This is a genomic window from Bradyrhizobium sp. Kon69, from assembly GCF_055807515.1.
Map to the genome: position 1 here is coordinate 137,163 of NZ_JBVVOS010000002.1, position 18,309 is coordinate 155,471.

15 protein-coding genes are annotated in these 18,309 nt (G+C 65.4%); 14 read left to right on the plus strand and 1 reads right to left on the minus strand.

From position 1 onward, the window contains the following. Position 1: 1 nt before the first annotated feature. Positions 2 to 1,234 (plus strand): RNA polymerase sigma factor, encoded by a 1,233-nt coding sequence (locus AC0L3U_RS02930; RefSeq protein WP_473360616.1) that lies wholly within the window; start codon positions 2 to 4, stop codon positions 1,232 to 1,234. Between the two features lie 121 nt (positions 1,235 to 1,355). On the opposite strand, the gene AC0L3U_RS02935 is transcribed toward AC0L3U_RS02930, so the two are convergent. Beyond that, the gene (locus tag AC0L3U_RS02935; protein ID WP_473360617.1) at positions 1,356 to 2,138 is read right to left on the minus strand and encodes an N-acetylmuramoyl-L-alanine amidase; all 783 of its coding nucleotides are present in this window, start codon (positions 2,136 to 2,138) and stop codon (positions 1,356 to 1,358) included. Positions 2,139 to 2,661: 523 nt separating this feature from the next. On the opposite strand from AC0L3U_RS02935, the gene rsmH reads away from it, so the two are divergent. From rsmH to AC0L3U_RS03000, 13 genes are all read left to right on the plus strand, one after another. Next, the gene (gene rsmH / locus AC0L3U_RS02940) at positions 2,662 to 3,651 is read left to right on the plus strand and encodes a 16S rRNA (cytosine(1402)-N(4))-methyltransferase RsmH (RefSeq protein WP_473360618.1); all 990 of its coding nucleotides are present in this window, start codon (positions 2,662 to 2,664) and stop codon (positions 3,649 to 3,651) included. 3 nt (positions 3,652 to 3,654) lie between these two features. After that, positions 3,655 to 4,047 (plus strand): cell division protein FtsL, encoded by a 393-nt coding sequence (ftsL, locus tag AC0L3U_RS02945; RefSeq protein ID WP_007600843.1) that lies wholly within the window; start codon positions 3,655 to 3,657, stop codon positions 4,045 to 4,047. Continuing rightward, positions 4,044 to 5,798: a peptidoglycan D,D-transpeptidase FtsI family protein gene (locus AC0L3U_RS02950; protein WP_473360619.1), complete on the plus strand. Its 1,755-nt coding sequence runs from the start codon at positions 4,044 to 4,046 to the stop codon at positions 5,796 to 5,798. The genes ftsL and AC0L3U_RS02950 overlap by 4 nt, the downstream gene beginning before the upstream one ends. Before the next feature lie 84 nt (positions 5,799 to 5,882). Further along, positions 5,883 to 7,355 (plus strand): UDP-N-acetylmuramoyl-L-alanyl-D-glutamate--2,6-diaminopimelate ligase, encoded by a 1,473-nt coding sequence (locus AC0L3U_RS02955; protein ID WP_473360620.1) that lies wholly within the window; start codon positions 5,883 to 5,885, stop codon positions 7,353 to 7,355. Beyond that, a complete protein-coding gene (locus AC0L3U_RS02960) occupies positions 7,352 to 8,731 on the plus strand; it encodes a UDP-N-acetylmuramoyl-tripeptide--D-alanyl-D-alanine ligase (protein WP_473360621.1) in 1,380 nt (459 codons plus the stop codon). The genes AC0L3U_RS02955 and AC0L3U_RS02960 overlap by 4 nt, the downstream gene beginning before the upstream one ends. A 163-nt stretch (positions 8,732 to 8,894) precedes the next feature. Next, on the plus strand, positions 8,895 to 9,998 hold the full coding sequence (gene mraY / locus AC0L3U_RS02965; RefSeq protein ID WP_007600847.1) for a phospho-N-acetylmuramoyl-pentapeptide-transferase: 1,104 nt from the start codon (positions 8,895 to 8,897) through the stop codon (positions 9,996 to 9,998). A gap of 7 nt (positions 9,999 to 10,005) precedes the next feature. Beyond that, positions 10,006 to 11,406, plus strand: a complete 1,401-nt coding sequence (gene murD, locus AC0L3U_RS02970; RefSeq protein WP_473360622.1) for a UDP-N-acetylmuramoyl-L-alanine--D-glutamate ligase — start codon at positions 10,006 to 10,008, stop codon at positions 11,404 to 11,406. Between the two features lie 126 nt (positions 11,407 to 11,532). After that, positions 11,533 to 12,084: a hypothetical protein gene (locus AC0L3U_RS02975; RefSeq protein ID WP_473360623.1), complete on the plus strand. Its 552-nt coding sequence runs from the start codon at positions 11,533 to 11,535 to the stop codon at positions 12,082 to 12,084. 58 nt (positions 12,085 to 12,142) lie between these two features. Continuing rightward, positions 12,143 to 13,294, plus strand: a complete 1,152-nt coding sequence (gene ftsW, locus AC0L3U_RS02980) for a putative lipid II flippase FtsW (protein ID WP_473360624.1) — start codon at positions 12,143 to 12,145, stop codon at positions 13,292 to 13,294. 111 nt (positions 13,295 to 13,405) lie between these two features. Next, positions 13,406 to 14,506 carry an undecaprenyldiphospho-muramoylpentapeptide beta-N-acetylglucosaminyltransferase gene (gene murG / locus AC0L3U_RS02985; protein ID WP_473360625.1) on the plus strand — a complete coding sequence of 367 codons (1,101 nt, stop codon included), beginning with the start codon at positions 13,406 to 13,408 and terminating at the stop codon, positions 14,504 to 14,506. Positions 14,507 to 14,643: 137 nt separating this feature from the next. Continuing rightward, entirely contained in the window at positions 14,644 to 16,047 is a 1,404-nt protein-coding gene (gene murC, locus AC0L3U_RS02990; RefSeq protein WP_473360626.1) for a UDP-N-acetylmuramate--L-alanine ligase, read from the plus strand. Between the two features lie 4 nt (positions 16,048 to 16,051). Further along, positions 16,052 to 16,972 carry a UDP-N-acetylmuramate dehydrogenase gene (murB, locus tag AC0L3U_RS02995; RefSeq protein WP_473360627.1) on the plus strand — a complete coding sequence of 307 codons (921 nt, stop codon included), beginning with the start codon at positions 16,052 to 16,054 and terminating at the stop codon, positions 16,970 to 16,972. A 22-nt stretch (positions 16,973 to 16,994) separates the two neighbouring features. Beyond that, positions 16,995 to 17,981, plus strand: coding sequence for a D-alanine--D-alanine ligase family protein (locus AC0L3U_RS03000; RefSeq protein ID WP_473360628.1), 987 nt, complete (start codon positions 16,995 to 16,997; stop codon positions 17,979 to 17,981). Positions 17,982 to 18,309 lie beyond the last annotated feature (328 nt).

The following is an 18,309-nucleotide window of genomic DNA, read 5'->3' on the forward strand; positions in this document are numbered from 1 at the left end:
TATGACATTGTCTGAGATCGACAAGATCTTCCGCGACGAGGCGGGGCGGGCGCTGGCCACGCTGATCCGCCTCGTCGGTGATTTCGATCTTGCCGAGGACGCGCTCCAGGACGCCTTTGCGGTGGCACTGGAGCGCTGGCCGGCGTGCGAGGTCCCCGACAATGCGCGTGCCTGGCTGGTCAATGTCGCCAGGCACAAGGCGATCGACCGTATCAGGCGCCAGGCCATCTTCCGCGGCAAGGAGCAGGCGCTCGTGCACGAGCTCGAGCTGAACGCGCAAGCGCCCGCCGAGCCGTCGGCCATGCTCGACGACGACATGCTGCGGCTGATCTTCACCTGCTGCCATCCTGCATTTGCGCCCGAAGTCCAGGTCGCGCTGACGCTGCGTACCGTCTGCGGGCTCTCCACGGCGCAGGTCGCGCGCGCCTTCCTCGTCACTGAGGAGGCGATGGGGCAGCGTCTCGTCCGCGCCAAGCAGAAGATCAGGCTCGCCGGCATTCCCTATGAGGTCCCCGAGCGCGACACGCTGGTGCCGCGGCTCGAGGGTGTGCTTGCCGTAATCTATCTGGTCTTCACCGAAGGCTATGTGGCGACGTCAGGTGCGGATTTGATGCGACCCGATCTTGCGGCCGAGGCGATCCGGCTTGGCCGCTTGCTCGACCGGCTGCTACCCGATCGCGCCGGGATCAAGGGCCTGCTGGCGCTGATGCTGCTGCACGATGCGCGCCGCGCAGGGCGCCAGACCGCCGCCGGCGACATCGTGCTGCTGGAAGAGCAGGATCGTTCGCGGTGGGACCGTGCACAGATCGAGGAGGGTCTGCGCCTGGTGGACGACGCACTGCGCGTGCCCGGCCGGCCGCAGCCCTATGCAGTACAAGCCGCGATCGCTGCGCTGCATGCGCGCGCGCCGAGCTATGAGCAGACAGACTGGCCGCAGATTGCGGGGCTCTACGAGGTGCTGCTGCGCATCAGCCCGTCGCCGGTGATCGAACTCAATCATGCAGCGGCAGTGTCGATGGTCGATGGCCCCGCGCGCGCACTCGATCTCGTGGATGCGACCGCCGCACGCGGCGGGCTTCATGGCTACGAGCTGTTGCCGGCGGTGCGGGCGGATCTGCTGCGGCGGCTTGGCCGGAAGGAGGAGGCGCGCGACGCCTATCGCGCTGCGACGCAGGCGACGCAGTTGGAGCCGCTGCGACGGCTGTACGCGCGAAGGATGAGGGAGATGGAGTAGCTAGTTCCTCATACTCCGTCATTGCGAGGAGCCCTTGCGACGAAGCAATCCAGACTGCTTCCGCGGAGGCAGTCTGGATTGCTTCGCTTCGCTCGCAATGACGAGTATGTGGCTATCGCCGTCACTTCGACGCGACCGCCGTTCCCTCCGCCGGCAAGCTTCCCAACAGCGCCTGCAAGGTCGACAGCGTCGAGTGATCCGCGACCCCATCCAGTCGCGCCGGGCGGAAATGGCGCTGGAACGCGGTGACGACTTCCATGGTCGCGGCGTCGTATTTGCCGGTGAGGGGAACGCCGTAGCCGTATCGGGCGAGCGCCTGTTGCAGGCTCAGCACCTCGTCGCTGATGGTGCCGAGCATCAGGCTCTCGCCGCGCACCACCGGCGCGGGCGTGACCCAGTGGCCGACGCCGGAATTGGCCAGCGAATGCCACGGAAATTTTTCGCCGGGATCTTTCTTGCGCGCTGGCGCCACGTCGGAGTGGCCGAGCACCCGGTGCGCGGGCACCTTGCGGCGAAGCATGATGCCGCGGCACAGCGCGATCACGGCGGCGATCTGGCGCAGCGGAAACTCCGGATAGCCCCAATCGTGGCCGCGATTGACGATCTCGATCCCGATCGAGCAGGAATTGATGTCGTCCTCGCCGGCCCAGGCGGACACGCCGGCATGCCAGGCGCGCCTGGCCTCCGGCACGCATTGCACGATGCGGCCGTCTTCCAGCACGACATAATGTGCCGACACCTCGGTGCCCGCGGAGCAGAGCCGCGCCAGCGCACCCTCGACGTCGGGCATGCCGGTGTAATGCAGCACGATCATATCGGGCTGCCGGCCCTTGTTGCGGTCGCCGTGGTTCGGTGAGGGGATGATGTCGGAGACGATCGAGGAATCCGGCTCGAACGTCCGCATGCTCGCGGCGGCCTTGGGAACCGGAAGAACGCGTTGACGCTTCGAATCAGATCCAGACGGCGTGGACGAACCGGACGACATAAACAGCTCGAGACAGACAGAGAGTGGGCCAAGCCCTTCTCTTTACTATTCCTTTACCCTCCACCGTGCGCAACCGCGCGACGAGGTTAACGGATGCATTTTGGCGCATGTGTGTGGATGAAGCATCACCGCCGCGTCAGCTTTTCGACTTGTCGCGAGTCGATCAACGCTTTCTTAACGCTAAGGGCCGTTACTGAGAGATGAAGAGCCGACCCGCGTCCGGAGGCGGCCAAAGCGTATTTTGGCTCGAAATCCCATGGCTGCCCGACAAATTCCAAGGGGAATACTGGGTTGGTGGCCCGGGACGACCGGGCTCGGTAACCATGTTGGATGGGGGTTGGGTCGTGGAACCGCCGCGACGCGGAATCATTCGAGGCGTTATGAGCTTGTTCGTCCCCGATCTCACTTGGGAGTCCGGCGGGGCGATCGGCAGGCCTGGCGCATGAACTCGACTCCGCACATCCCCGTTCTTGGCCGCGAGGCCATCGACCACCTCGCCCCACGCGAAGGCGGCACTTACATCGATGCGACCTTTGGCGCGGGCGGCTACAGCCGTGCGATTCTCGACGTGCCGGGAACCCGGGTGATCGCGATCGACCGCGACCGCACTGCGATCGCAGGCGGCGCCGAGCTGGTCGAACGCTCGGCAGGCCGGTTGACGCTTGTTGAAGATCGCTTCTCCAACCTCGCCGAAATCTGCGCGGCGCAAGGCGTCGATGGCGTCAACGGCGTCGTGATGGACGTCGGGGTGTCCTCGATGCAGCTGGACCAGGCCGGCCGCGGCTTCTCGTTCCGCCTCGATGGTCCGCTCGACATGCGGATGGGGCAGGCAGGCCCGACCGCGGCCGATGTCGTGGCGCGCGCCTCGGAAGGCGATCTCGCCGACATCATTTATCTCCTCGGCGAAGAGCGGCAGTCGCGCCGGATTGCCCGCGCCGTCGTCGCGGACCGTCAGGAGACGCCGTTCACGACCACGCGCGCGCTCGCCGAGCTCATCGGCAGGGTGGTTCGTTCCAAGCCCGGCGATATTCATCCGGCGACGCGGACGTTCCAGGCCCTGCGCATCTTCGTCAACGAAGAGCTCGAGGAACTCCAGAGCGCGCTCATCGCTGCCGAGCGTGTGCTCAAGCCCGGTGGTCGCCTCGTAATCGTCTCGTTCCATTCGCTGGAAGACCGCATCGTCAAGAATTTCTTCGCCGAGCGCAGCAAGACAGGTGGCGGCTCACGCCATTTGCCGGAAGTGTCTCAGGCGGTGCCGAGCTTTCAGCTGCTGACGCGGCGGCCGGTGATCGCGGGCGAAAACGAAGTCGCGCATAACCCGCGCGCGCGGTCGGCAAAACTGCGCGCCGGCGAGCGCACCTCGGCGCCCGCGCAGGACGATCGCGAGCAATCGTCCTGGCCAAAACTCTCCGACGTCATGAGAGGTGGCTAGCGCATGCGCTTCATCCACCTCCTCGTTATCGGCGCGCTGATCTTCGCGGCGGCCTATGTCTATAGGATCAAAATGGACTCCACGGCGCGCACCGAAAAGGTGCTGCGGCTGCATGCGGAGATCCGCGAGCAGCGCGATGCGATCGCGGCGCTGCGCTCCGAATGGGCCAAGCTCGATGCGCCCCTGCGCCTGCAAGGCCTGTCCGATCGGCATCTGCAGCTCAAGCCGGTCAACGGCACGCAATATGATTCACTGAAGAATTTGCCCGAGCGTCCGCCGCGGATGTTCAGGCCGGGCGAGCCGGATCCGATCGGCGCCATGCTCAACACCATCGAAGCCGCAAGCGACCCCGATAATGTGACGGGCTCCGTGCCTCAGCCCGAGGACAAGCCATGAGTGCTGTGACCCCGGCCAAACCTCTAGGAAAGCCGACTGAGCCTTGGCGTCAACGGCTGATCCGCAGCCTGCTGTACGGGCGCAACGTCGATCGCGCGGCCAAGGCGCGGGCGCGCGTCGGCCTGGCGATGCTCGCCTTTGGCGCGGTCTACGCCCTGATCGGCGGCCGGCTCGTGATGTTCGCAATCGGCGCCGACGCCCACGGCGCGCGTCGCGCCGCGGCGCAGGAGGTGGTCGCGACCGCGCGGCCCGACATCGTTGACCGCAACGGCGCGATCCTCGCAACCGACGTCAAGGCGTCGAGCCTGTTCGGCGAGCCGCGCCGCATCATCGACAAGGACGAGGCAATCGAACTTCTGACCGCCACCGTGCCCGACCTCGACGAGGCCGAGGTGCGCGAGCGCCTGAAGACGCGCAAGGGCTTCGTCTGGCTCAAGCGCGAGATCACGGCGAAGCAACAGCAGGACATCCACAAGCTCGGCATCCCCGGCATCGGCTTCCTGCGCGAGAACAAGCGCGTCTATCCGACCGGCAACGAGGTCGCCCACCTCATCGGTCTCGTCAACATCGACAACCAGGGCATCGCCGGCATGGAGAAGTGGCTCGACAATCAGGGGCTCGCCGATCTCCACCGCGCGGGCTTTGCCACCGACCGGCTGCAAAAGCCGATCGAGCTCTCGGTCGATCTGCGCGTCGAGCACGCGCTGCGCGACGAGCTCCTGAAGGCCAAGGAGAAATACCACACCAAGGCCGCCTCCGGCATCGTCTCCAACGTCAAGACCGGCGAGATCGTGGCGATGGTCTCGCTTCCGGACTTCGATCCCAACAATCCGAAGGAAGCGCACGACCCCGACCGCATCAATCGCCTGACCACCGGCGTCTACGAGATGGGCTCGACCTTCAAGGCGTTCACGCTGGCGATGGCGCTCGATTCCGGCAAGATCAATTTGAACTCGATGTGGGATGCACGGGGAAACCTGCACTACGGCAAGTTCACCATCCATGACAGCCACGCGCTCGGACGCTTCATCAACACCAAGGAAGTGTTCACCTTCTCGTCCAATATCGGCGCCGCGCGGATTGCGCTCGGCCAGGGCGTCGAGGCCCACAAGGCGTTCCTCGCCAAGATGGGCCAACTGACGCGGCTGCGCACCGAGTTGCCGGAGAGCGCGGCGCCGCTGATCCCTCGCCGCTGGGGCGAGCTGAACACGGTGACCATCGCGTTCGGCCAGGGCATGTCGGTGGCGCCGCTGCAGGCGGTGATGGGCATCAACGCGCTGGTGAACGGCGGCTATTTGATTCCGCCGACCTTCATGAAGCGCACCGAATCCGAAGCGGCGGCGATGGCCAAGCGCGTTATCAGGACGGAGACCAGCGACAAGATGCGGTTCCTGATGCGGCTCAATGCCGAAATCGGCACCGCCAAGACCGCCGACGTCAAGGGTTACTACGTTGGCGGGAAGACCGGCACGTCCGAGAAGGTCATCAACGGCCGCTATGCCAAGAAGCGGGTGCTCAACTCCTTCACGGCGATCATGCCCTGCGACGATCCCAAATATCAGATCTTGATCATGCTGGACGAGCCCCAGGCGATTCCCGAAACCAAGGGTTTCATCACCTCGGGCTGGAACGCGGTGCCAACCGGCGGCAAGGTGATCGAGCGGATCGCGCCGCTTTTGGGCGTCGAACCGCGGTTCGACCTGCCGCCGTCCGACCGCCTTATTCTTGCAGCATCCAGGACAACCCAGTAATCAACCGGGTGGGCCGTTGCCGCTGCTGAGTCGGGATTTCCCTGCAGATTCGGTGTTCCGGTCCGGCATGTCGACTGGAAGACCATGAAGCTGCGCGACCTTCTCGATCGGGACGTTCAGGGCAATGATGCCGCACTCGAGCCCGCCGTCGCGGCGCTCGACGTGACCGGCGTTGCCCTGGACAGCCGCGCGGTCAAGCCGGGCGATCTCTTCTTTGCGCTCGCGGGCAGCAAGACCGACGGTGCGCGCTTCATCGATGCCGCGATTGCCGCAGGCGCGGTGGCGGTTGTCGGCGACAACGCGCCTGATGGCTGCAAGGTGCCGTTCATTGCGGTTGCCAATCCGCGCCGCGCGCTGGCGCTGGCCGCGGCCAAATTCTACCCCGCGCAGCCTGCGACCATCGCGGCGGTGACCGGCACCAGCGGCAAGACCTCGGTCGCCGCATTCACCCGGCAGATATGGGAGCGGCTCGGGCACGCCTCCGCCAGCATCGGAACCATCGGCCTCGTTTCGCCGAAGCGTACCGTCTATGGCTCGCTGACGACGCCCGATCCGATCGCGCTGCACCGGCAACTCGACGAGATCGCGCGCGAGGGCGTCACGCATCTCGCCTTCGAGGCCTCCTCGCACGGGCTCGACCAATATCGCCTCGACGGCGTGCGCGTGTCCGCCGGCGGCTTCACCAATCTTTCCCGCGACCACATGGATTACCATCCGACCGTCGCGCATTACCTCGCGGCCAAGCTCAGGCTGTTCCGCGAGCTTGTTCCGCCGGGAGGCGCGGCCGTGATCTCGGCCGATCATGATTGCTCGGCGGAGGCGATCAGTGCTGCGAATTCGCGCGGCTTGCGCGTCATGGCGGTCGGTCGCAACGGCGACGGGGCCGGCGAGGGCATTCGTCTCGCCGGTGCGGAGGTCGAAGGGTTTTCGCAAGTGCTCGCGCTCGAACATCGCGGCAAGCGGCATACGATCCGGCTGCCGCTGGTCGGCGAATTCCAGATCGAGAATGCGCTGGTGTCGGCCGGTCTCGCCATCGGCACCGGCAGCGACGCCGCAAACGTGTTCGCGAGCCTCGAAGGTCTCGAAGGCGCCAAGGGCCGGTTGGAGCGCGTCGGCGAGCGCAACGGTGCGCCGATCTTCGTCGACTACGCGCACAAGCCCGATGCGCTGGCCAAGGCGCTGCAGGCGCTGCGTCCCTACGCCAGGCGCCGGCTGGTCGTCGTGTTCGGGGCCGGCGGCGACCGCGATGTCGGCAAGCGTCCGATCATGGGCGAGATCGCGGCCGGCAACGCCGATGGAATCATCATCACCGACGACAATCCGCGCAGCGAGAAGCCGGAGGCCATTCGCGCCGAAATCCTCGCCGCCGCCAAGGGCGCCCGCGAAATCGGCGACCGGGCCGCGGCGATCCGCACCGCGATCGAGGAATTGCAAGATGGCGATGCGCTGCTCATCGCCGGCAAGGGCCACGAGACCGGGCAGATCGTCGGCGGAGAGGTTTTGCCCTTCAGTGATCACGAGGCGGTCGCCGCCGCATTAGCGTCGAGGATTGCATGAGCGCGCCCATATGGACGGTGGCCGAAGTGGCGCGCGCGCTGGGCGCTGCCGGATCGTTCCCGGACACGCCGATCGACTTCGTCACCCAGGACAGCCGGCTGGTGAAACCGGGCAGCCTGTTCGTGGCGCTGAGCGGCACCCCGAGCGGCGGCTTCATCTCGGCCTTCGCCAGCGCGCGTGACGGCTGGGAGTTCGCGGACAAGGCGGAAGCCTCGGGCGCGGTCGCGATGATCGTGCCGCACGAGATCGCGGGCATCCGCATTCCCCAGATCGTCGTCAAGGACACGCTGATCGACGGACTCTGGGGCCTAGCGCGCGCGGCACGTGCGCGCTTCAACGGACCGGTGATCGGGCTCACCGGCAGCGCCGGCAAGACCAGCACCAAGGAATTCCTCGCGGCCTACCCCAATGCCTATGCCAGCCCGTCGAGCTTCAACAATTTCTGGGGCGTGCCGCTGACGCTGTGCAATGCGCGGCCCGATGCCAGCCTCTGGGTCGTCGAGATGGGCATGAACCAGGCCGGCGAAATCGCGCGGCTCAGCGAACTGACGCGGCCGACAGTCGCGCTCGTCGTCAACGTTCAGCCGGTGCATCTGGAGAAGCTCGGCTCGCTCGAAGCCATCCGTCGCGAGAAGGTATCGATTGCACTCGGCCTGCCTTCGGAAGGCGTGCTGGTGCTGCCCGCCGGCATCAAGGCGCCGGACTGGAAGGGCAAGGTCATACGCTTCGGCGACAAAGCCGAGGTGCACGAGGTCGCGCACGCACCGCATGGCGACAGCTGGCAGGTCGTGGCCGCGCTTGGCAAGAAGGAGATCGCGTTCAGCCTGACGCCGGGCGCGCCGCACCGCGTCCAGAACGCGCTCGCCGCGCTCGCATCGATCCGTGCGGCCAACCTCGATGCGGCGACGCTTGCGATCAAGCTCGATCGGGTCGGCATCATGACCGGCCGTGGCGTCGAGCAGGCGGTCGGCGGCGTCACCGTGATCGACGACAGCTTCAACGGCAATCCCGCCAGCGTGGCTGCCGCGCTGCAAAGCCTGCAGGCGCGCAACACGACCGGCGGCCGCCGCATTGCGGTACTCGGCGACATGCTGGAGCTGGGCGACGGCGCGCCGGCCTATCACACCGATCTTGCCAGGCATCTCGACGGCATCGACGGCGTCTATTGCGTGGGGCCCCTGATGCGTCACCTGTTTGAGGTGCTTCCTGCCGGCAAGGGTCTCGGCTGGCACGACGACCCCGTTACGTTGAAGCCGGGCGAGGTCGCAAATCTGCTGAGGTCAGGCGATGTCGTGGTTGTCAAGGGCAGCAAGAAGATGTTCTGGGTCAACAAGTTTGTGCCGGGCCTAGTGGCCGCCTTGCAGGCAAGGGCGTAAACTGCTTGGAAGGCGCTGTTCCCGAATCCCACCTTTCCGGCGCGAAGCCGTTCGTTTTCTTTAGAGGTCGCCCGACCCCAGCATGAAGACCAGCGAATGCGCGTGAGACAGGTTGATAAGGCCAAGATCAAGGCGCGTGCAAAGGCGCCATAGGACCGTCTGAATGTTTTACTGGCTGATCGAGCTCTCCAACACATTTCCGGGCTTCGGTGCCGTTCGCACCTTCCTGAACGTCTTCCGCTACATCACCTTCCGCACCGGCGGCGCTGTCGTCACCGGCGCGCTGTTCGTGTTCCTGTTCGGGCCCTGGATCATCGACCATCTGCGCATCCGGCAAGGCAAGGGGCAGCCGATCCGGGCCGATGGTCCGCAATCGCATCTCGCCAAGAAAGGCACGCCCACCATGGGCGGGCTGATGATCCTGTCCGGCCTCACGGTCGGCACGGTGCTGTGGGCCAATCCGCTCAACCCTTACGTCTGGATCGTGCTGGCGGTGACGCTCGGCTTCGGCTTCGTCGGCTTCTATGACGATTATCTCAAGGTGACCAAGCAGACCACGACCGGGTTCGGCAGCAAGCTTCGCCTGCTGATCGAGGCAGCGATCGCGCTGGTTGCCTGCTACGCGCTGGTGCGGCTGAACCGCGATCCCGCGTCGACGGCGCTGACGATTCCTTTCCTGAAGGACACCGTGCTGCATTTCGGCTGGTTCTTCGTCGTGTTCGGCGCCTTCGTCATCGTCGGCGCCGGCAACGCGGTGAACCTCACCGATGGTCTCGACGGCCTCGCCATCGTGCCCGTGATGATCGCGACCGCGAGCTTTGCGATGATCGCCTATCTCGCCGGCAACGCGGTGTTCGCCGATTATCTCCAGATCAAATATGTTGCCGGCACCGGCGAACTCGCGGTGCTCTGCGGCGCGCTGCTGGGCGCCGGTCTCGGCTTCCTCTGGTTCAACGCGCCGCCGGCCTCGATCTTCATGGGCGACACCGGCTCGCTCGCGCTCGGCGGCATGCTGGGTGCGATCGCGGTCGCGGTGAAGCACGAGATCGTGCTCGCGGTGATCGGCGGCCTGTTCGTGCTGGAGGCGGTCTCCGTCATCGTGCAGGTGGTGTCGTTCAAGATGACGGGAAAGCGCATCTTCCGGATGGCGCCGATCCATCACCATTTCGAGCAGCTCGGCTGGACCGAGCCGCAGATCGTGATCCGGTTCTGGATCATTTCGGTGATGTTGGCGCTCGCCGGCCTGTCGACGCTGAAGCTGCGGTGAGCGGTCGATGATCCCCGTCACGTCCTTTGCCGGCAAGACAGTCGCGGTGTTCGGCCTCGGCGGCTCGGGGCTCGCGTCCTGTCACGCGTTGAAAGCGGGCGGCGCCGAGGTGATCGCCGCCGACGACAATGCCGACAACGTCGCCAAGGCCGCGCAAGCCGGCTTCATCACGGCTGATTTGCGCAACGTCTCCTGGGCGAATTTCGCCGCGCTGGTGCTCGCGCCCGGCGTTCCGCTGACCCACCCGGTGCCACATTGGAGCGTGCTGAAGGCGCGCGAGGCCGCTATCGAGGTGATCGGCGATATCGAGCTGTTCTGCCGCGAACGGCGCCGGCACGCGCCGGATGCGCCGTTCGTCGCCATCACCGGCACCAATGGCAAGTCCACTACGACGGCGCTGATCGCGCATCTGACCAAGGTCGCCGGCTACGACACCCAGATGGGGGGCAATATCGGCACCGCGATCCTGTCGCTGGAGCCGCCGCGCATGGGCCGTGTCCACGTCATCGAGATGTCGTCCTACCAGATCGACCTCACGCCCTCGCTCGATCCCTCCGTCGGCATTCTGCTCAATGTCAGCGAAGACCACATCGATCGCCATGGCACCATCGCGCATTACGCCGCGGTGAAGGAGCGCCTCGTTGCCGGTGTGCAGGCCGGCGGTACCGCGATCGTCGGCGTCGACGACGGTTTTTGCCGGGATATCGCCGACCGGCTCGATCGCGCCGGCAAGAATGTGGTGCGCATCTCCGTCAAAAATCCGCTGGCCAGCGGCATCCATGTCGAGCACGGCACCATCGTGCGCACCGCAGGCGGCGCGCGCAGCGAAATCGCAAAGCTCGGCGGCATCGGCTCGTTGCGCGGCCAGCACAATGCGCAGAACGCGGCCTGTGCCGCCGCCGCCGCGCTCGCCATGGGCATCAGCCTGGACGTGCTTCAGGACGGCCTGCGCAGCTTTCCGGGCCTCGCGCACCGCATGGAGCAGGTCGGTCGTCGCGGCAACGTGCTGTTCGTCAACGACTCCAAGGGCACCAATGCCGACGCCACCGCGCACGCACTGTCGTCCTTTTCGGACATCTTCTGGATCGCGGGCGGCAAGCCGAAGGCCGGCGGAATCACTGGCCTCACCGGCTACTTCCCGCGCATCCGAAAAGCCTATCTGATCGGAGAGGCCGCGCCGGAATTTTCCGGCACGCTCGGCACGCAAGTGCCGCACGAGATCAGCCAGACCCTCGACGTCGCCGTCGAGCAAGCCGCACGCGATGCGGAGGCGTCGGGCATCACCGACGCGGTGGTCTTGCTGTCACCCGCCTGCGCCTCCTTCGACCAGTATCGCAATTTCGAAATTCGCGGCACCAGGTTCCGCGAGCTGGTGCAGGCGCTGCCGGGCGTGAAGCCGGTGGTGTAGGGATGTCAGTCATGAAACGAGTGCTCAATGACAAAGAGGCGCCGACCAGTCACGGCTGCTGAACTAGCCGCTATATTGGAATCTGATCCCGAATTCATGGCCAGGAAGAGAGAGCGGGAGCTTGCGTTGGCTGAGCGGATTGCGCGGTTCCAGGAAGAGCAGGCACCAATTGTTGTCGAACTTCAGGCGGCGGGCATTAGCGTTAAATTTCTCTCAGACCTCGTTATGAGGTCTGCCCCATATCCCGCCGCCATTCCGGTACTTCTGAAACATCTTGTGTTGCCTTACTCAGATCCAACGCGGGAGACATTGGCCAGAATCCTTGCCGTTCCTGATGCGCGCGGCGCTTGGCTAATTCTTGTTGCGGAATACCGCAAAGCTGCTTCCAGTTATGAGAACGGCACTCGCCCTTGCGGCGCAAAGGCCGGCTTGGCAGTCGCGTTGGCGGCAACAGCAACCGACGGCACAATTGATGAACTGATCGCCCTTGCCAAAGACAGGTCACACGGTCCGAGCCGCCTGTTGTTATTGACAGCTCTGAGGAAATCCGAGAGCGCAGCGGCGAAACAAGCGATCGAGGAATTGTCCACGGATCACGACTTGGAAAAGGAAATTGCTTCCTGGCGAAAGCCTAGAGGGCGTCGCTCCACAACTCCGAAAAGTTATCTCTCGCCTTAACCTCCCGGTAACCAACCTCGGCGACCAATGGACCGACCTCTGTCCGAAAGCGGCCGCCATGCTCTCCCGTGAAGAACGCACCCCCTTTTCCGAGTGGTGGTGGACCGTCGACAAGCCGCTGATGGGAGCCATCCTGGCGCTGATGCTGACCGGCGTGATCCTGTCGCTGGCGGCGAGCCCGCCGGTTGCGACCCGCATCGGGCTCGATCCCTTCCATTTCTTCAGCCGCCACGTGATGTTCCTGGCGCCGTCCGGCCTGGTGCTGCTCGGGGTGTCCTTTTTGTCGCCGCGGGCGATCCGTCGCTCGGCGCTGATCATCTTCGCGGCCAGCATTGTCCTGATCGTGCTGACGCTCGCGATTGGCCCGGAGGTGAAGGGCTCGCGGCGCTGGATCACGCTGCTCGGCGTCAACATCCAGGCCTCAGAAATCGCAAAGCCGTCGTTCGTCGTCATCGCCGCCTGGCTGTTCGCGGAATCGACCAAGCGGCCGGAGATGCCGGCGACCTCGATGGCGCTCGCGCTGCTGTTGATGCTGGTCTCGCTTCTCGTCATGGAGCCCGATTTCGGCCAGACCATGCTGATCCTGATGGTGTGGGGCTCGCTGTTCTTCATTGCGGGCATGCGGATGATCTGGGTGTTCGGGCTCGCCGGCCTCGGCGCCGCCGGACTGTTCAGCGCTTATCTTTTTGTTCCCCACGTCGCCGGTCGCATCAAGCGCTTCATGAATCCGGCTTCGGGCGACACCTTCCAGGTCGATACCGCGATGGAGGCCTTCTACAACGGCGGCTGGTTCGGGCTCGGACCGGGCGAGGGTATCGCCAAGCGCAGCCTGCCGGACAGCCACACCGACTTCGTGTTCGCGGTTGCCGCCGAAGAGTTCGGCATCATCCTGTGCCTCGCGATGCTGGCCCTGTTTGCGTTCGTCGTCATCCGCACGCTGTCGCGCGCCTATGCCAACGAGGACATGTTCTCGCGCTTTGCGGCCTCGGGTCTTGCGATCCTGTTCGGCGTGCAGGCCGCGATCAACATGTCGGTCAATCTCCAGCTCATCCCCGCCAAGGGCATGACGCTGCCCTTCATCTCCTATGGCGGCTCCTCGATCGTGTCGCTGGCCTATGGTGTCGGCATGATGCTGGCGCTGACGCGGCTGCGCCCGCGCACCGAAATCGAGGCGAGCGGCCACGCCGAGGCGATGCGGAGTTACGCGTAGTTTTTCGTCATTGCGAGCGAAGCGAAGCAATCCAGAATCCCTCCGCGGTGGCAGTCTGGATTGCTTCGCTTCGCTCGCAATGACGGGGGAGACACTGTAAAACTCCCCACCATGGACACCTCCCCCCTGATTCTTCTCGCCGCGGGCGGCACCGGCGGCCATCTGTTTCCAGCCGAGGCGCTCGGCGTCGAGCTGATCCGGCGCGGATTCCGCGTTCGCCTCGTCACGGACGAGCGCGCGCTGCGCTACAGCGGGCTGTTCACCAAGGACATGATCGACGTCGTCTCGAGCGAGACTGCGCGTGGACGCAATCCGCTGCAGCTGGCCTATGCCGGCCTGACGCTCGCGGCCGGCACGCTGTCGGCCTACAGCCTGATCAAGCGATTGAAGCCGGTCGCCGTCGTCGGCTTCGGTGGCTATCCAACGCTGCCGCCGCTGGTCGCGGCGAAATTCGCGGGCGTGCCTGGCATCATCCATGACGCCAATGCCGTGCTCGGCCGCGCCAACAGGTTCCTGTCGAGCCGCGTCCGCGCCATTGCGACGTCGTTGCCCGGCGTGCTCGACCGCGATCCGGCGCTATCAGGCAAGACCACCACGGTCGGCACGCCGATGCGGCCGGCGATCCTCGCCGCAGCTGGCGTGCCGTATGCTGCGCCTGAAGTGAACGGCCCGCTGCGCCTGCTCGTCGTCGGGGGCAGCCAGGGCGCGCGCATCATGGCCGACATCGTGCCGGGCGCGATCGAGCGCCTCGAGCCTGCGCTGTGGAGCCGGCTCGTCCTCACCCAGCAGGTGCGCGACGAGGACATGGCGCGCGTGCGTGCGGTCTACGACAGGCTGAAGATCAAGGCCGACCTTGCGCCGTTTTTCACCGATCTGCCGGCGCGGCTGGCCTCCAACCATCTGGTGGTGTCGCGCTCAGGCGCCGGCACTGTGGCCGAACTCGCCGCGATCGGGCGGCCCTCGATCCTGGTGCCGCTGCCGGGCGCGATCGACCAGGACCAGTTCGCCAATGCCGGCGTGCTGGCCAAGGTCGACGGTGCGATCCGCATTCCGCAGACCGAGTTTTCCTCCGATCGCCTCGCCGCCGAGATCTCCGCCTTCGCCGCCGAGCCCGCGCGTCTTGCCGCCATGGCGCAGGCCGCCCGTGGCGCCGGCCGGCTCGACGCAGCGGAGCGGTTGGCCGATCTGGTGGCCAAAATCGCGGGAATCTGACGCGAAATCAGCCAGAATTCCTACTTTTGCCGTCATGGCCGGGCTTGTCCCGGCCATCCACGTCTTGCAAGAAGTGGTAAGGATTCGTGGATGCCCGGGACAAGCCCGGGCATGACGAGGGAACTGCGGGATACGCCATGAGACTGCCGCGCGAGATCGGACCCATCCACTTCGTCGGGATCGGCGGGATCGGCATGAGCGGCATCGCCGAGGTGCTGCTTAATCTCGGCTATTCCGTGCAGGGCTCGGACGCCTCCGACAATTACAATCTCGACCGTCTGCGCAAGAACGGCGCGAAGGTCTCGGTCGGCCACAAGGCGGAGAACGTTGACGGCGCCGACGTCGTCGTGGTCTCCACCGCGATCAAGCGCGACAATCCGGAACTGACGGCGGCGCGCGAACGGCGCATCCCCGTGGTGCGCCGCGCCGAGATGCTGGCCGAGCTGATGCGGCTGAAGAGCTGCGTCGCCATCGCCGGCACCCACGGCAAGACCACCACGACCACGATGGTCGCGACGCTGCTCGACGCCGGCGGCCTCGATCCCACCGTCATCAACGGGGGCATCATCAACGCCTATGGCTCGAATGCGCGTCTCGGTGCAGGCGACTGGATGGTGGTCGAAGCCGACGAGAGTGACGGCACGTTCCTGAAGCTGCCGACCGAGGTCGCGATCGTCACCAATGTCGATCCCGAGCATCTCGATCACTTCAAGACCTTCGAGGCGGTGCAGGACGCCTTCCGCCATTTCGTCGAGAACCTGCCGTTCTACGGCTTCGCCGTGATGTGCATCGATCATCCCGTGGTGCAGACTCTCGTCGGCAAGATCGAGGATCGGCGCATCATCACCTATGGCGAGAATCCGCAGGCCGATGTGCGCTTCGTCGACCTCACGCCGATGGGCGGCGGATCGAAGTTCAAGGTTGCGTTCCGCGATCGCAAGACGGGCGCCGTGCACGAGATCTCCGATCTCATGCTGCCGATGCCGGGACGCCACAATGCCTCCAACGCGACCGCCGCGATTGCGGTCGCGCGCGAGCTCGGCGTCTCGGACGAGGCGATCCGCAAGGCGATCGCGGGCTTCGGCGGCGTCAAGCGCCGCTTCACCAAGACCGGCGAGTGGAACGGCATCACCGTGATCGACGATTACGGCCATCATCCGGTCGAGATCGCGGCGGTGCTGAAGGCGGCGCGGGAATCCACCAACGGCAAGATTGTCGCCGTCGTGCAGCCGCATCGCTATACTCGCCTGCAGTCGCTGTTCGAGGAATTCTGCACCTGTTTCAACGACGCGGATGCGGTGATCGTCGCCGAGGTCTATGCCGCGGGCGAGACGCCGATCGAGGGCGTCGATCGCGACCATTTCGCCGCGGGCCTGCGCGCCCACGGCCACCGCGAGGTGATCCCGCTGCAGGCGGCGTCCGATCTCGCCGGCATCGTCAAGGGCGTGGCGAAGTCGGGCGATCTCGTCGTGTGCCTTGGCGCCGGCAACATCACGCAATGGGCCTATGCCTTGCCCGGCGAATTGAAGGCGCTGGGGTAGGGCAGTGGGCTTCCCCGATATCACACCCGACCTCAAAGCCGCGATGCCCGATCTTCGCGGCCGGCTGCTGGCGAACCAGTCGCTCGCCGAGCTCACCTGGTTTCGTGTCGGTGGTCCCGCGCAGGTGTTGTTCACGCCGGCGGACGAGGACGATCTCGCTTATTTCCTCGCGCATCTCGCAAGCGACATTCCCGTCTATGTCGTCGGTGTCGGCTCCAACCTGATCGTGCGCGACGGCGGCATGGCGGGCGTGGTGGTGCGGCTGGCGCCGCGTGCCTTCGGCGAGGCGAGCGCGAGCGGCGATGTCGTCACCGCGGGCGCGGCCGCGCTCGACAAGCGCGTGGCGGAAGTCGCCGCGTCAGCCAACATCGGCGGGCTCGAATTCTACTTCGGCATTCCCGGCACGATCGGCGGTGCGCTGCGCATGAACGCGGGCGCCAATGGAGGCGAGACCAGGGACGTGTTGATCGAGGCGCGTGGCGTCGGGCGCGACGGCACGAAGCACGTCTTCTCCAATGCCGACATGAAGTTCGTCTACCGCAACAGCGGCGTCGATCCCTCCATCATCTTCACCTCCGCGCGTTTCCGCGGCGAGATCGGGGATGCCGAGGCGATCCGCGCGCGCATGGCGGAAGTGCAAACCCATCGCGAGACCGCGCAGCCGATCCGCGAAAAGACCGGCGGCTCGACCTTCAAGAATCCGCCCGGCCATTCCGCCTGGAAGCTGGTCGACGCCGCCGGCTGCCGCGGCCTGCGCGTCGGGGGCGCCGAGGTGTCCGAAATGCACTGCAATTTCCTCATCAACACGGGCAATGCCACCGCGCACGACATCGAGACGCTGGGCGAGACCGTGCGTGAACGGGTGAAGGCAAATTCCGGAATTGAGCTACACTGGGAAATCAAGCGGATCGGAATTCCCGGCTAATTTGGACAGGCGACAAGAGAACATGCGCATCACCATCCTCTTCGGCGGCTCCAACCGCGAACGTCTGGTTTCGGTCGCCTCAGCCCAGGCGCTGCATCAGGCGCTGCCCGAGGCCGATCTCTGGTGGTGGGACGTCGAGGACAAGGTGCATGTCGTGCAGTCGAAGCAACTGCTCGAACATGCCCGTCCGTTCGAGGACGAGTTCAAGCCGGGCACGTCAGGCATTCCGCTGGAGCAGGCGCTCGACCAGGCCAAAGCGGAGGATCGCGTGCTGGTGCTCGGCCTGCACGGCGGCCGCGCCGAGAACGGCGAATTGCAGGTGATGTGCGAGGCGCGCGGCGTGCCGTTCACCGGATCGGGCTCGGCCTCCTCGCATCTCGCGTTCGACAAGTTCGCGGCCAAGCATTTCGCCGCGCTCGGCGGCGTGTCGCCGCCGGCCAACATTGCGCTGGACCAGATCGACGAGGCCTTCGCCGAATACGGCCGGCTGATCGCAAAGCCCGCCAGGGATGGCTCGAGCTACGGCCTGATCTTCGTCAACGCCAAGCAGGATCTCGTCGCCGTCCGCAATGCTGCGAAGCACGAAGAGTACGTGATCGAGCCCTACATCGCCGGCGTCGAGGCGACCTGCGGCGTGCTGGAGCGGCCGGACGGCTCGATCATGTCGCTGCCGCCGATCGAGATCATTCCGGGCGAGGGCAGTTTCGACTACGCGGCGAAATATCTTTTGAAGTCGACCCAGGAGATATGTCCCGGCCGTTTCGCACCCGAAATCACCACCGCACTGAAGCAGCAGGCGATGCTGGCGCACCGGGCGATGTCCTGTACCGGCTATTCCCGTTCGGACTTCATCGTCTCGGACAAGGGGCTGATCTATCTCGAAACCAACACGCTGCCCGGGCTGACCAAGTCCTCGCTCTACCCCAAGGCGCTGAAGGCCGAGGGCATCGCGTTCGTCGACTTCCTGCGCGGCCTGGTCGAGCTCGCTGTGGCCGGTGTGCGAAAATAATTAGGACTGGTTAACGGCCGAACCGGCGAAACGGCCGGTTTTGGAACCCAAAACCGGTAAAATGCCGGATATTGCGGCATAAATGCCTCACAGGCCTGGGCAAAACGCTCACGTCGTTAACGAACTTTACCTTTTGTTTACCAGGACGTCCGAAGGTTAACGCTGGCGGCGCATATGACGCTTTGGCTGCCGGCGCGTGGACCGTTGCGGGTGTTGTCACTCCCAGCGAACGCTCTGAAGGGGAGAGGTTTTCTTCTGCTGAAGACCAGCACCCGGCCCGGCAAGTCCGAGACGTCATGTTCGCCAGGACCCGCGCGATGTCGCGGGC